The organism is Pedobacter changchengzhani (genome assembly GCF_004354365.1).
GTDB lineage: Bacteria > Bacteroidota > Bacteroidia > Sphingobacteriales > Sphingobacteriaceae > Pedobacter > Pedobacter changchengzhani.
This window is the reverse complement of sequence record NZ_SJCY01000002.1, coordinates 221,145-234,999: the sequence shown is the minus strand read 5'-3', so window position 1 is coordinate 234,999 and position 13,855 is coordinate 221,145. Positions and strand designations below refer to the sequence as shown.

The following is a 13,855-nucleotide window of genomic DNA, read 5'->3' as shown; positions in this document are numbered from 1 at the left end:
GTCGAAAGGCTAACTTTTTTGTTTTGTAGAAACGTCTAAATTTAATCCATTGATTATGTTACTTGTAATTGTGGATTTAACGCAACATTTTTAAGTAATAAATTTAACTTTATACCGATGTATTGTAATATATATTGATATAATTTTACGTTTTGGATATGATGAAGAAGCTAGCGTTAATTTTTCTGTTAAGTGTGCTTAGCACGCCTCAAATTATTGCACAAAAAATATTTTTTAGAAATTATACATCAACTGATGGACTTTGCGCCAATACTATTTGGGATATTGAACAAGATGACCAAGGCTTTATGTGGTTTGGAACCAAGTATGGTTTAAATCGTTTTGATGGTCATGAGTTTAAATCCTATCAATTTAATAAAAAGAACAAAAATTCATTAGGCAATAACTTCATCCATAAAATATTCAAATACGATGCAAAAACGTTTTGGATTGGTACAGAAGCAGGAATTTACATCTTCGATTTACCAACCGAAACTTTTAAACTTTTTGAGCCAATAGGTAAAGCTTTTATTAACGATATTTATAAAGACAGTAAAAATAATATTTGGATAGCCACAAAAAGTAATGGCGCTTACCGCTATCAAATTCAAAAAAAACACATTACCAATTATATTCGTACTGCAAGTGGCAACGGGCTTTCCTCCAATGAAATATCAAAAATAGTAGAAGATAATTCGGGCCAAATTTGGGTTGGAACTTATGGGCAAGGGATAGATGTTTTAGACCCACAACATAATCGAATCAAGAATTTTCATACTTCGAGTGCAGTCGGTTCGCTATCTAATAATTTTATTTTAAGTATTTTAAAAGATCTTGATGGCAATATTTGGGTAGGAACCATGTCTGGCGGTTTAAATTGTTTTTACCAAGAAACTCAGCAATTTAAAGTATATGTAAAGGGTGGAGAAAATGATATTTCTGATAATATTGTGAGAGACATCTATCAGTTTGAGAAAGGAACGATTTATTTTGCTACTGAAAAAGGATTAAACATTTTAAATACCCAAACTGGTTTATTTACAAACTATCAAAGCAGAAATGATGATTTATATAGCCTAAGTGATGATGCCGTTTACACTGTTTTTAAAGATAGAGAAGGTGGTTTTTGGATAGGAACTTATTTTGGAGGACTGAATTATTACAATAGTAAATTTTCTAATTTAGAATATTATTATTCATCTGGCGCAGCCAATTCATTAGTTGGAAATGCAGTAAGTTCCTTTTTAAAGGTTGGCGATCATCAAATTTTAATTGGTACAGAAGACGCCGGACTTAATAGTTTCAACACAAAAGATAAAACGTTTAAACGTTATCCATTTGCGCCAAATCAGCAAAAATTATCCTACCATAATATTCATGCACTTTTTGAAGATAAGCAAAAAAATATTTGGATAGGTATGTACACGGGTGGCCTAAATATTTTGAACCCAACAACTGGAAACATTAAAAGATATACCAGTAACCCCAACAACCCCCTTTCATTAAGCGATAACAGTGTTTATGCGATCAATGAAGATAGAGAAGGCAGAATTTGGGTGTCAACCATTTCCGGATTAAACCTTTATGATGCAAAGGCAGATAACTTTATCAGGATAAAAGACAAGTATTTGGAAAAAAGTTGTATCTATCAAGTTTATCAAGATAAAGATGGAATAATTTGGATAGCAACTTATGATAACGGCTTGGTGAGAATGGATAAAGCTGGTAGAACGACTAGGTTTGTAATGAATTCATCGTCAAACAGCATAAACTCAAACAAGGTAATCTCTATTTTAGATGATGGAAAGGGTAATTTGTGGTTGGGTACAGATGGAGGGGGTTTAAGCGTTTTTAATATTAAAACTGAAAAATTTACTGATTATAACGAAAAATATGGCATTGAAAGCAATGTAATTTATGGCGTAGTGATGGAGAACGACCAAACATTTTGGCTCTCTACCAACAAAGGAATTTATGAGCTAGATTTGAAAGCAAAATCTGCAAAGAACATTGATAGGTGGGATAATTCACAAAGTCAGCAATATAATTATAAGGCTTTTCTTAAAGATAGTGATGGTAAAATTTATTTTGGTGGCATAAAGGGTTTTAATGCATTTATGCCAGTAAATATCCATCATTCCATACAAAATGCGCCAATTGTGCTTACAAACTTTCAAATTTTTAATAAAGATGTAGTCATCGGCGATAAAAATAGTCCGTTGGTACAAAGTATAAACTTTACAAATAAAATTATTTTAAAACCTAATCAATCTGTAATTAGTTTCGAGTACGCCCAATTGAGTTTTATTGCGCCGAATAAAACTCAATATGCATTTAAAATGGAGGGTTTTGATAAAGATTGGAATAAAGTAGGTACGCAGCAAAAGGCTACATATACCAATTTGCCAGCCGGTAATTATAGATTTTTGGTAACTGATCTTAACAATACCGTAAACCCATATCAAAATGCTTATCATATTGATATTGAAATTTTGCCACCTTTTTACCGGACTAAAATTGCCTACTTTTTGTACGCAATTGTAATTATTTTATTGGCTTATTTGCTAAGTAAATACTTTTTAGAAAAAACACGCCAGCAAAATGAAATTAAGTTAGAACGTTTAAAAAACATCAACGAGAAGGAATTTTACAAGCAAAAGATCGAGTTTTTTACGGTTATGGCGCATGAAATTAGAACGCCACTGTCGTTAATAATTGCACCTTTAGAAAAAATGCTAAGTAAAAAGCAGTTAGATGAAGAGAATTTATCGCAATTGCAAACCATGGAAGAGAACAGCGATAGGTTGCTTACGTTGGTAAATCAGTTGTTAGATTTTAGGAGAATAGAAAGCGATATTTATAACATCCATGTAGAAAAAGTAGAATTGGTATCGTTAATAACCAGTATAAAAGATAAGTTTTCTGCAATGACTTATCAAAAGGGAATAAATTTTAGCGTACAGTGCAACGAGAAAGTTATTTATGCGATGTTAGATCCCGAGGCAATCAATAAAATCATTAGTAATTTACTCATAAATGCCTCAAAATTCGCACGTAAAAATGTAGTTATTTCAATTGGGGTAAAATTAGCTGCTTCAATAAACCAAAAGGTAATTTCCATTTCTGTGGAGGATGATGGAATTGGCATACCAGAATCACAAATAGAGTCTATTTTTACTAAATTTTTTAAAGTTCAAACACAAGATCATTATTACAGCAATTTAGGTGGATCGGGAATCGGCTTAGCACTTGCCAAATCGCTGGTAGAAAAACACGAAGGAAATTTATCTGTTCATAGTCAGCAAAATGTGAAAACAACTTTTACCCTTGAAATTCCTTTTAATGAAGGCGAAGTTATTAATCAACAAGTTAACTTGCCAATTGGCGAATCTGAAGAGGGGCAACAAACCGTTTTGGTTGTAGAAGATGACTTTGCGCTGCTTAAATTTATTTCCGAAAATTATGAATCGGCTGGTTACTTTGTAATAAAAGCAAATAATGGATTAAAGGCACTTGAATTGTTAGATAAGCACCAAGTAGATATGGTGGTTTCTGATGTAATGATGCCTGTGATGGATGGTATCGAGATGTGCAAAAAAATTAAAAATAATATTGCTTACAGCCATTTACCCGTAATTTTGCTCACCGCAAAAACAGATTCAGACTCAGTTACAGAGGGTTTAGAAAACGGAGCAGATGCGTATATCTCAAAACCTTTTAAATGGAAAAATTTAGCCCTAATTACCAAAAACTTAATGGAATTAAGGCAAAATCTTAAACAACGTTTTTCTCAATCGCCATTCGAGAGTTTTGAAATTTTACCTGCTGGTACTAAAGATAAAGATTTTATGAATAAGCTAATCGCGCTGATTGAAGACCGGATTGCAGATCCATTGTTATCTGTAGAGGAACTAGGGCGAGATATTGGATTAAGCCGATCTAGCCTATACAAAAAAATTAAATCGATGACAGGCTATGTTCCAAATGAATTTATTAGGGTAATTAGATTGAAAAATGCAGCACGATTATTGATGACAAAAGAATATAATATTTCTGAAATTGGGTACATGGTAGGTTTTAGCTCGCATTCCTATTTCTCAAAATGCTTTCATCAACAGTTTAAAGTTACGCCTTCAGAATTTTCTGATCAAAGTAAAACAGATTTGAATACTTAAACCAATTACATACCTAATACCCCAATAATTACAATGAAAAATATTTTAAACAGTAGCTTAATTTTAGCCTTCGGATTATTTTGCGCAGGTTGCACAGTTAAAAAAATGGAAACTTTAAAAACCAACAATGTAAAGGATACAAATTTAGATATTTATATTTTAATGGGCCAATCCAACATGGCTGGTCGTGGGCCTTTAACACCTGATGATAACATTATTAAAAATGAAAAAGTCTTAATGCTTACAGAAGATTTAAAATGGGTGCCAGCTAAAAATCCAATTCATTTCGATAAGCCTGGAACTTCTGCAGTTGGGCCTGGTTTATCTTTTGGATTAGCTATGCAAAGTGCTAATAAAAACATCGAAATAGGATTAGTGCCCACTGCCGTTGGCGGTACATCAATAAATTCTTGGCAACCAAAGGGTTATGATTCTGAAACAAAAAAATACCCTTATGATGATGCCGAAAAGCGGATTATCGAAGCAATGAAAACAGGAACAATTAAGGGTATTCTGTGGCATCAAGGAGAATCTGATAGTAAGCCAGAAGCAGTAGCAGGTTATCTAGCAAAGCTAAAAGTATTAATTAATAGGGTAAGAACACTTGTTGGAAACCCAAATTTGCCTTTTATAGCAGGCGAATTAGGTAGATACAATACTTCTTTTCAAACATTTAATACAGAAATAAATAAATTGCCGAGCGAAGTGCCCAACACTGCAGTTGTTAGCTCAGAAGGATTAACAGATAAGGGAGATAATTTGCACTTCACTTCGGCTTCTGCAATAACCTTGGGTCAACGTTACGCCGAAAAAATGTTGTTACTTCAAAAAAAGTAATTTTAAAAATGCTATTTATCAAAAGGGGCTAAGTTTTCACTTCGCCCCTTTTATATTAGCTAAATAATTCTTGTTCGTCTCTATCGGCGGTGTTAATTTTCTTTAAAAAGTCATCAAATGCTGGCCCGTCATGATCTGAATAAAGACCATAAGCATCAATAATATAACTCATTTCGTTATCTTGATCCACCAATATATAAAGCACAGAATTATCACCCGGATCAGACATGCCTTCGAAACGATATGTTTTAACGATAGTCAAATCCTCGGGTGTGTAAATTTTGCCGTTGTCGCTCTGCATCTTACCATGATCAGTCATCTTCAACTCATTATCCTTTCCTTTAAGTCTTAATTTTTCTAAAATCTGACTTAGGGTATTCATTTCTACTGGCTGTTCCATAATTGTTGTAGTTTCTGTTAAAACAAACGTAGCATCAAATGGTTTCAATTGGCTAATTAAAATTTATTCAATTGTGAATTTTTTAGTTTAACTGCTTCATAATTAAAACCTCACAATTATGGCATCACTAAACTTACCTAAAAGTGGCAAGGCTACTTCGGGCAGATCAAACAAAACTAGTCCACGAGTGGATTTAACCGCAATGGTGGATTTAATGTTTTTGCTTACAACATTTTTTATGTTAACTACATCTTTGGGCGAGTTTAACGCAATAGACATTGCGAAACCTGTAGATATGAATCCAGAACCTGTAACTCAATCTAGAACAATGACTATCCTTTTGGGCAAAAATAACCAAAGTGCTTATTATATGGGCGATGCGAAAAGTGCGGTGATGAAAATTGGAAATCTTAAAAATATTCAAGATGAGATTTCGTCTAATAAAAAGAAAATTAAAAATCTGTACCTAAACGATCCTACAAAATACATGATTGTGATTATAAAGCCTACCAAAACATCTATTTATAAAAACTTTGTAGATGTAGTTGACGAGATGAAAATCGCCGACATTAAATCGTATCTGGTTGATGATGCAAATATTTTAGCGCAAGAAAAAACTTTTTTGGAAACGAAAGGGATATAAAAAAAGCCTCTCGATCAAAAATCGAGAGGCCTAATAAAAATTTTGAATTCGCTTATAAACCGAAAGCGCTTTTAACTTGATCTACAAAATCTAACTTCTCCCAAGTAAATAGCTCTACGGTAACCGTTTTATGGTCTCCATAAGGGTTTGTAAAGGTTTTGGTAACCGTTTCAGCTTTACGCCCCATGTGGCCATAGGCTGCGGTTTCGCTGTAAATTGGGTTTCTAAGTTTTAAGCGTTGTTCTATAAAGTAAGGGCGCATATCAAAAATAGATTCTACTTTTTTGCTAATCTCGCCATCGCTTAAACTAACTTTTGAAGTACCGTAAGTAACCACGTTTATAGATGTTGGCTTTGCAACGCCAATAGCGTAACTCACCTGTACTAAAATTTCATCGGCCACGCCTGCAGCAACTAAATTTTTTGCAATATGGCGCGTAGCATAAGCAGCACTTCTATCCACCTTACTTGGATCTTTGCCCGAAAATGCACCACCACCGTGTGCACCTTTTCCACCGTAAGTATCTACAATAATTTTTCTACCGGTTAAACCTGTATCACCATGCGGACCGCCAATCACAAAAACGCCTGTTGGGTTAATGTGATAAGTAATCTCATCATTAAACAAATGAGCATATTGTGGATATTTTGCTTTAATTCGTGGTATTAAAATCGAAACTAAATCTTTTTTAATTTTCACCAACATTTCCTCGTTCGCCACATCTTTGTCCGCTCTAGAATCAGATTTAGGCTTTACAAAGTCATCGTGTTGGGTAGAAATTACAATTGCTTCTATCCGTTGAGGTTTGTTATCATCAGAATATTCTAAAGTAACTTGCGATTTCGCATCAGGGCGTAAATAAGTAATTTCAGTATTTTCTCTTCTTAAATTAGCCAATTCAATTAATAAGGCATGCGATAAATCGAGCGCTAAAGGCATGTAATTTTCGGTTTCGTTTGTTGCGTAACCAAACATCATACCTTGATCGCCGGCACCTTGCTCTTCCTTATTTTGCCTATCAACACCTTGATTAATATCTTGAGATTGCTCATGGATAGCAGATAAAATTCCGCAAGAGTTTGCTTCGAACATGTATTCACTCTTGGTATAACCAATTTTCTTAATTACATCTCTAGCAATTTGCTGTACATCTAAGTACGTTTTCGATCTAACTTCCCCAGCTAAAATAACTTGTCCGGTGGTTACCAAAGTTTCACAAGCCACTTTGGATTCAGGGTCGAAAGCTAAAAAATTATCAATTAAAGCATCCGAAATTTGATCTGCAATTTTATCAGGATGACCTTCTGAAACTGATTCTGATGTAAATAAATACGACATTTATTAAAATTTTAATTATAAAAAAATAATTTAATAAAGTGCCAAAAACCTAAGAAACAGGTTAAAACTTACTGTAGGATGGGTTTAGCACTTTTTTTTGAGTGGTTGCAATCCAGCTTTTTTTAACAAAGCATTACAAATCAATCCACTTTAACTATACAAAAGTAGTATATTTTTCTTATTTCAAAAAAATATAGATTATTTTGTACACTTATTACGAAAAAATTGCAAAACAAAATCAACATTCTATTTATAATCAACCCAATTTCTGGCGGAAAACAGAAGGGGCAGGTGCCAACTATAATCGATCGCTATTTAGATAAGGAACGTTTTAGTCCTAATTTTTTATTTAGCGAGCACGTTGGTCACGCCAAAGAAATGGCAGAAGAAGCAGTAAATAAAAATTTCGATGTAATTGTTGCGGCCGGTGGCGATGGAACTATAAATGAAGTTGCATCCGTTTTGGCTAGGCATAATAAAATATTAGGGATCTTACCGCTTGGGTCGGGTAATGGGTTGGCTAGCCATTTAAAAATTTCGAAAAATATTAAGGATGCAATCGAAATCATTAATAAATTTAAAATTGTGCAGATAGATTCTGCAACTTTAAATGGCAAGTTCTTTTTTAATTTGGCTGGTATGGGTTTCGATGCACATCTAAGTGCGTTATTCTCTAACAGTAAAAAAAGAGGCTTTAATGGTTATTTCCAAATTGGAATAAAACAGGTTTTTACCTACAAGCCACAACTTTACGAGTTAATTATAGATGGCGTAAAATATACCAGAAAGGCTTTTGCCATTAGCATTGCAAACTCGTCTCAATATGGCAACAACGTGTTTATATCGCCTTTGGCCTCTGTAACTGATGGCTTGCTTGATGTTTGCATTATTAAACCTTTCCCTTTATTAAAATTGCCTGTGTTAAGTTATGTTATGCTCAGGGCAAAAGCCGAAGAATCCAGCATGATAGAGATTATTAAAGGTAAATCGATCATCATTAAGCGAGAAAGTGAAGGTCCTGTTCATATTGATGGAGAACCTTTATTGTTGGGCGATACAATCGAAGTTAATATTAACCCGCTATCACTTAAAATAATTCTACCCTAATTTATCAACGAAGTAACATGAAACAAAAAAAAAATAGCCTCAGCGATTTGGGTGGAATCATGTATTCAACAAATCCTGAGTTTGAATATGTAGAAGTTGTAGATGATGCTACAACGCCGAAAAACCAACAACAAGATTTAAGAGTAATGTTGGATAAAAAAAACCGTGGCGGAAAGGCAGTTACTTTAGTTACTGGTTTTAAAGGCAAAGCCGATGATCTTGTGGTTTTAGGCAAAATGCTAAAAACAAAATGTGGCGTGGGTGGCGCAGTAAAAGATGGAGAGATTATTATTCAAGGCGATTTAAGGGATAAAATTTTACTATTGTTGCAAAAAGAAGGTTACAAGGCTAAAAAAGCAGGAGGATAGCAAGTACTTAGTGTAAAAAATAATTTTATTTTAGCTTGCAAAAGCATGATTTAAGTATTTAATATTCAGGCATTTAAATGATAGTGTATTTGCCACAATAAGTAAATAAAGTGTTTAAAAATCACTTAAACTTGCAATTTATCTAGCTACATTTGCAGTACTAACTAACTTATTGGTATGAGCAAAATAGGATTGCAAAACCCAGATTTAAGCTATTTAAATCTTAAATCTGGTATTGAGATAAAATATCAATTATCTCCGGCGCAACTTGTAGAAGAAGCGTTGAAAAATAATGAAGGTACCTTAGCTTCGTCTGGAGCTTTAGCCATCGACACCGGAAAATTTACTGGGCGTTCTCCAAAAGACAGATTTATTGTTTGTGATGCAATTACTGAACATGAAGTATGGTGGAGTGACATAAATATCAAATTCAGCCCCAAAAAATTCGATGTTCTACAAGAAAAAATCGCTAATTACTTAAGCGATAAAAAAGTGTATGTAAGAGATGCTATTGCTTGCGCAGATAAAAATTATGCTATTTCTATTCGTGTTATAACGGAAACCGCTTACCAAAATTTATTTGCAAACAACCTTTTTTTAAGACCTGAATCTATCGATCTTAACATAGAGCCCGAGTGGAGTATTATTGCAGCACCGGGTTTTCTGGCCGATCCAGAAGTTGACGGTACACGTCAGGGAAACTTCACATTGATCAATTTTACAAAAAAAATAATTTTGATAGGCGGTTCAGGCTATACTGGCGAAATAAAAAAAGGAATTTTCTCTGTTTTAAATTTCTTGTTGCCTGTTTATAAAGAAACTTTATCAATGCATTGCTCGGCCAACGTAGGTGCCGATGGCGATGCTGCTATATTTTTCGGTCTTTCGGGTACCGGAAAAACCACACTATCGGCAGATCCAAACCGTGGGTTAATCGGCGATGATGAGCATGGTTGGGGAGACCATTCAATATTTAATTTTGAAGGTGGTTGCTACGCCAAGTGTGTAGATTTGAACCATGAAAAGGAGCCACAAATATTTGATGCCATAAAATTTGGCGCATTGTTAGAAAACACAAATTATTTCTCAAACACCAGAGAAGTAGATTTTTCTAATATCGAGAAAACAGAAAATACAAGGGTTGCGTACCCAATTAACTATATTGATAATGCTATTTTACCATCTATAGCATCCGTACCCAAAAATATATTTTTTCTCTCTGCTGATGCATTTGGCGTTTTGCCTCCAATATCAAAACTTAGCATAGAACAGGCAATGTCTTATTTTATCAATGGATATACAGCAAAAGTTGCCGGTACAGAAACTGGCGTAACCGAACCTCAACTTACGTTTTCTGCATGTTTTGGTAAGGCATTTCTTCCTTTGCACCCAGCAAAATATGCAGCTTTGCTAGGTAAGAAACTAAAAGATCACCAGGTTTCGGTATGGTTAATAAATACAGGTTGGAGCGGCGGTGCTTACGGAACAGGAAAAAGGATGAGTTTGAAGTACACCCGAGCAATGATTACTGCTGCTTTAGAGGGAATATTGGAACACGTAGAGTATCAAGAACATGAAATTTTTAAACTTCAAATGCCAAAAACCTGTCCAAATGTTCCCGATGAAATATTAAATCCTGTAAAAACTTGGCAAAATGCAAGCGAATATGAAGCCAAGGCTAGAGAACTCGCGGATGCATTTTCAGAGAACTTTAAACAGTTTGAAAATGGGGAAAATGAAGAAATTGTGCCAAAAGGGTTAAAAATGTGTTAATAATCACTTTAAAAAGTTTTTTTTATTCAAAAAATTTGCAATTAGGGTTTTTTTTAGTTTTTATTGTGAAAGAATTGCTTTCCGGCTGAGGGCAATTCTTTTTTATTTGTGCAGCAACCAAGTATTTTAAATAAATGTTGGTAACGATTTAATAGTTTATTGATAAAATAATTTGTAATTTAAAATCAATTTATAAATTTGTTACCGCAACAAAATTAAACTTATTAACGTTGTGTGTAAACAAAAGTAAAAAGCTAAAATTTAAACAGAACTAAAACTAAAAATTCAAAAAAAAATGGCAAACGCACCACAACCAACAACTGTAAAAAAAGAGAGTTCATCATCTGCTTCTAACGCATTTGCGTTATTGGTAATTCCGATCTGTATTATACTTGGCTTTTCGGTATGGTATTTCGTATTCGGAGCATCAAACAATTTCATCGATGGCGACAGAGATAAACTTCCTTTACCAGGAAACTATTTAGGAACAGCATTTAAAGGCGGTTTTGTTGTAGCCATCTTAGTGGGGCTATTGTTAACTACAATTGTATTCTCTATCGAGCGTCTTATCGTTATTGGTAAAGCAAGCGGCACAATTAATTTAGAAATTTTTATCCGTAAGGTACAAGGTTTCTTAAGCGCTGGAAATATCGAAGCAGCAAAAGCAGAATGCGATAAACAAAAAGGATCAGTTGCCAACGTAATTAAATCTGGCTTAAAAAAATACAGCGAAGTTGAAAACAACCCTAAGTTGGATGTTGAGCAATCAATCGTTGCCATCCAAAAAGAAGTTGAAGAAGCTACTGCTTTAGAAATGCCAATGTTAGAGAAAAACTTAACAATTATTGCTACTTTGGTATCAATCGGTACGTTAATCGGTTTATTAGGTACAGTAAAGGGTATGATTACAGCTTTCGCCGGTTTGGCAAATTCTGGTGCACCAGATCAATCAGCACTTGCAGTAGGTATCTCTGAAGCACTTATTAATACAATGACAGGTATCTCGGTTTCTACCGTTGCAATTATCATGTACAACGTGTTAACTTCTAAAATTGATAGTTTAACGTATGCTATTGATGAGGCTGGTTTCAGCATCGTTCAAACTTACGCTAGTTCGCATAAATAAAATTTTGAAATTTTTTTTATCGGCTTTATGGAAAACCGAAAAAATATTCATCATTATTAAAACGAATTAAATATTATGCCTAGAGCAAAAGTTAAAAGAACAAGTACAGTAACCGATATGACCGCTATGTGCGATGTCGCCGCGTTACTGCTTACTTTCTTTATCTTAACTGCAACAGCAAAGCAACCAGAACCACTTGCGGTACAAACTCCTTCATCTACGTATGAGTTTAAAGTGCCAGCAGAAAATAATGCCATATTAACCATAGGGCAGGGTAAGGTTTTCTTAGATATAGCAGGAAATAAAGTTAAAGGAAGAACGCTAGAATTAATGGGCGAACAATATGGCGTGAAATTTACACCACAGGAGTTAGAGCGCTTCTCTGTAATTTCTACATTTGGCGTACCGTTTGGCGATATTAAAAAATTTATTGGCATGTCTTCTGAGGAAAGAATGAAAAAGGGTACTCAAAACGGTATCCCCACAGATTCGGTAGATAATCAATTAAATTCATGGGTATTAAATGCCCGTAAGGCCAACGCCGAAGTAAACTCCGTGCAAATGAGAGTAAGCATCAAGGCCGATGGTAAGGAAGAATACCCAGTAATTAAGAAAATTATTGATGTTTTACAAAAGCAAAAAGTAAATAAGTTTTTATTGGTTACTAACGCGGAGGCTAAACAGAAATAAAATGGCAGAATTAAATACAGGTGGTAAAAAGGCCACACCGAGGGTTGATATGACGCCAATGGTGGATTTAATGTTCCTTCTGGTTACTTTCTTTATCTTAACAACATCACTATCTACGCCACAGGCGATGGATATTGTGAAGCCAGATAAAGAAGATAAATTGCCAGAGAATAGATTGGAGCTGAAGGCGAGTAAAACAATGACAATCCTTTTAGGTAAAAAAGATAAAGTAGCTTGGTATATGGGCGAGGCAGGTAAATCTGCACCAACTATCGAGTCGGTATCTCAAATTGATAAAGCTATAATAGCAAACAGAAAAACGGCTGATGCTTCAGGCGTTTCAGGAGATTTTGTTGTATTGGTTAAACCAACATCGGGTTCTACTTTCAGTAACTTTGTTGATATTATGGATGACTTGGAAATTTTGAAGGTAAAAGTTCGTCAAATAGACGATGAAAATATCCTTGATAATGAAAAACAAGCCATGAAAGAACAAGGAATTTTATAATATTTAAAATTAAATAATTATGTCAAAATTAGATATATTTAGAAAGGAATGGCTTGACGTAGTTTTCGCTGAGAAGAACAAAAGTTATGGCGCTTATCAATTGCGCAAAACCAATGCTTCTGATACAACGAGGGCTTTAGTTATCGGTTCATTTTTCTTTCTATTGGTATTCTTCTCTCCAAAGTTATACAGCCTAATTAAGGGTTCGTTTACTAAAGAAGAAGTAATCGAAAAAGCTCAAGAAGTGGTATTGGCGCCACCACCTCCAGTTGATCCAAAAACACCGCCACCACCGCCAGTAGAGCCACCGCCACCAAAAGTGGATCAGGTAAAAATGCCACCTCCAATCGTAAAACCCGATGAGCAGGTACGTGATGAACCACCAACGGTAGAAAAACTGAAGGAAGCAGATCCAGGACAACGAGAAATTAAAGGCGACCCAACTGCACCAGATAATATTGTAATTAGCAGTGCAGTAGGTAACGGCCCAAGAACGGAAGAAAAGGCTGCGGTAGAAGATAACAATGTTTATGACTTTGTTAGTATCGAAAAGCAACCAGAATTTCCAGGAGGTATTGCTAAGTTTTATGCGTATGTTGGTAAAAACTTGAAATACCCAGCAATGGCAGTAGAAAGTAACGTTCAAGGTAAAGTGTTTTTATCTTTCGTTGTAGAAAAGGATGGAAAACTAACCGATATCACAGTAACTCGTGGTTTAGGTAGTGGAACAGATCAAGAAGCAATTAGAGTGTTAAAGGCGAGTCCACGTTGGACACCAGGTATTCAAAATGGTAAGCCTGTACGTGTTAAGTATAACATCAATATCAACTTTACGTTGCAAAATTAAATAAATGTTAAATTTTGATATTTTTAAGCAAAAATCGCCCAA

General features: G+C 34.6%; 12 protein-coding genes. 10 read left to right on the top strand and 2 right to left on the bottom strand.

What is annotated here, in order from left to right; translation table 11 throughout:
- Nucleotides 1-158: 158 nt before the first annotated feature.
- Together EZJ43_RS03885 and EZJ43_RS03880 are read left to right on the top strand one after the other, a co-directional pair.
- Nucleotides 159-4,175, top strand: coding sequence for a two-component regulator propeller domain-containing protein (locus EZJ43_RS03885; RefSeq protein WP_133261362.1), 4,017 nt, complete (start codon nucleotides 159-161; stop codon nucleotides 4,173-4,175).
- 33 nt (nucleotides 4,176-4,208) lie between these two features.
- Complete coding sequence (locus tag EZJ43_RS03880; RefSeq protein ID WP_207924560.1) at nucleotides 4,209-5,012, top strand: sialate O-acetylesterase; 804 nt, start codon at nucleotides 4,209-4,211, stop codon at nucleotides 5,010-5,012.
- Between the two features lie 55 nt (nucleotides 5,013-5,067).
- Here the strand turns inward: EZJ43_RS03880 and EZJ43_RS03875 are convergent, their stop codons facing one another.
- A complete protein-coding gene (locus EZJ43_RS03875) occupies nucleotides 5,068-5,460 on the bottom strand; it encodes a hypothetical protein (protein WP_243718035.1) in 393 nt (130 codons plus the stop codon).
- A 70-nt stretch (nucleotides 5,461-5,530) separates the two neighbouring features.
- Between EZJ43_RS03875 and EZJ43_RS03870 the strand changes: the two genes are divergently transcribed.
- Entirely contained in the window at nucleotides 5,531-6,055 is a 525-nt protein-coding gene (locus tag EZJ43_RS03870; protein WP_133261360.1) for an ExbD/TolR family protein, read from the top strand.
- Nucleotides 6,056-6,107: 52 nt separating this feature from the next.
- Here EZJ43_RS03870 and metK read toward each other — a convergent pair whose 3' ends face one another.
- Nucleotides 6,108-7,394, bottom strand: coding sequence for a methionine adenosyltransferase (gene metK, locus EZJ43_RS03865; RefSeq protein ID WP_133261359.1), 1,287 nt, complete (start codon nucleotides 7,392-7,394; stop codon nucleotides 6,108-6,110).
- A 225-nt stretch (nucleotides 7,395-7,619) separates the two neighbouring features.
- Here metK and EZJ43_RS03860 point away from each other — a divergent pair, with 225 nt between their 5' ends.
- The 7 genes from EZJ43_RS03860 to EZJ43_RS03830 all read left to right on the top strand — a co-directional run bounded on the left by EZJ43_RS03860 (nucleotide 7,620) and on the right by EZJ43_RS03830 (nucleotide 13,813).
- Entirely contained in the window at nucleotides 7,620-8,501 is an 882-nt protein-coding gene (locus EZJ43_RS03860) for a diacylglycerol/lipid kinase family protein (protein ID WP_133261358.1), read from the top strand.
- Between the two features lie 17 nt (nucleotides 8,502-8,518).
- Nucleotides 8,519-8,869, top strand: a complete 351-nt coding sequence (locus EZJ43_RS03855) for a translation initiation factor (RefSeq protein ID WP_133261357.1) — start codon at nucleotides 8,519-8,521, stop codon at nucleotides 8,867-8,869.
- A gap of 177 nt (nucleotides 8,870-9,046) precedes the next feature.
- A complete protein-coding gene (pckA, locus tag EZJ43_RS03850) occupies nucleotides 9,047-10,642 on the top strand; it encodes a phosphoenolpyruvate carboxykinase (ATP) (protein WP_133261356.1) in 1,596 nt (531 codons plus the stop codon).
- A 295-nt stretch (nucleotides 10,643-10,937) separates the two neighbouring features.
- Nucleotides 10,938-11,768 carry a MotA/TolQ/ExbB proton channel family protein gene (locus EZJ43_RS03845; RefSeq protein WP_133261355.1) on the top strand — a complete coding sequence of 277 codons (831 nt, stop codon included), beginning with the start codon at nucleotides 10,938-10,940 and terminating at the stop codon, nucleotides 11,766-11,768.
- Between the two features lie 75 nt (nucleotides 11,769-11,843).
- Nucleotides 11,844-12,458, top strand: a complete 615-nt coding sequence (locus EZJ43_RS03840) for a biopolymer transporter ExbD (RefSeq protein WP_133261354.1) — start codon at nucleotides 11,844-11,846, stop codon at nucleotides 12,456-12,458.
- A gap of 1 nt (nucleotide 12,459) precedes the next feature.
- Entirely contained in the window at nucleotides 12,460-12,966 is a 507-nt protein-coding gene (locus EZJ43_RS03835) for an ExbD/TolR family protein (protein WP_133261353.1), read from the top strand.
- 19 nt (nucleotides 12,967-12,985) lie between these two features.
- Entirely contained in the window at nucleotides 12,986-13,813 is an 828-nt protein-coding gene (locus EZJ43_RS03830; protein ID WP_133261352.1) for an energy transducer TonB, read from the top strand.
- Nucleotides 13,814-13,855: the final 42 nt, after the last annotated feature.

Bases quoted from the DNA above. Each gene is read 5' to 3' on its own strand.
- EZJ43_RS03845 (WP_133261355.1), top strand. From the start codon at position 10,938: ATGGCAAACGCACCACAACCAACAACTGTAAAAAAAGAGAGTTCATCA.
- EZJ43_RS03885 (WP_133261362.1), top strand. From the start codon at position 159: ATGATGAAGAAGCTAGCGTTAATTTTTCTGTTAAGTGTGCTTAGCACG.
- metK (WP_133261359.1), bottom strand. From the start codon at position 7,394: ATGTCGTATTTATTTACATCAGAATCAGTTTCAGAAGGTCATCCTGAT.
- EZJ43_RS03830 (WP_133261352.1), top strand. From the start codon at position 12,986: ATGTCAAAATTAGATATATTTAGAAAGGAATGGCTTGACGTAGTTTTC.
- pckA (WP_133261356.1), top strand. From the start codon at position 9,047: ATGAGCAAAATAGGATTGCAAAACCCAGATTTAAGCTATTTAAATCTT.
- EZJ43_RS03835 (WP_133261353.1), top strand. From the start codon at position 12,460: ATGGCAGAATTAAATACAGGTGGTAAAAAGGCCACACCGAGGGTTGAT.
- EZJ43_RS03880 (WP_207924560.1), top strand. From the start codon at position 4,209: ATGAAAAATATTTTAAACAGTAGCTTAATTTTAGCCTTCGGATTATTT.
- EZJ43_RS03855 (WP_133261357.1), top strand. From the start codon at position 8,519: ATGAAACAAAAAAAAAATAGCCTCAGCGATTTGGGTGGAATCATGTAT.
- EZJ43_RS03840 (WP_133261354.1), top strand. From the start codon at position 11,844: ATGCCTAGAGCAAAAGTTAAAAGAACAAGTACAGTAACCGATATGACC.
- EZJ43_RS03870 (WP_133261360.1), top strand. From the start codon at position 5,531: ATGGCATCACTAAACTTACCTAAAAGTGGCAAGGCTACTTCGGGCAGA.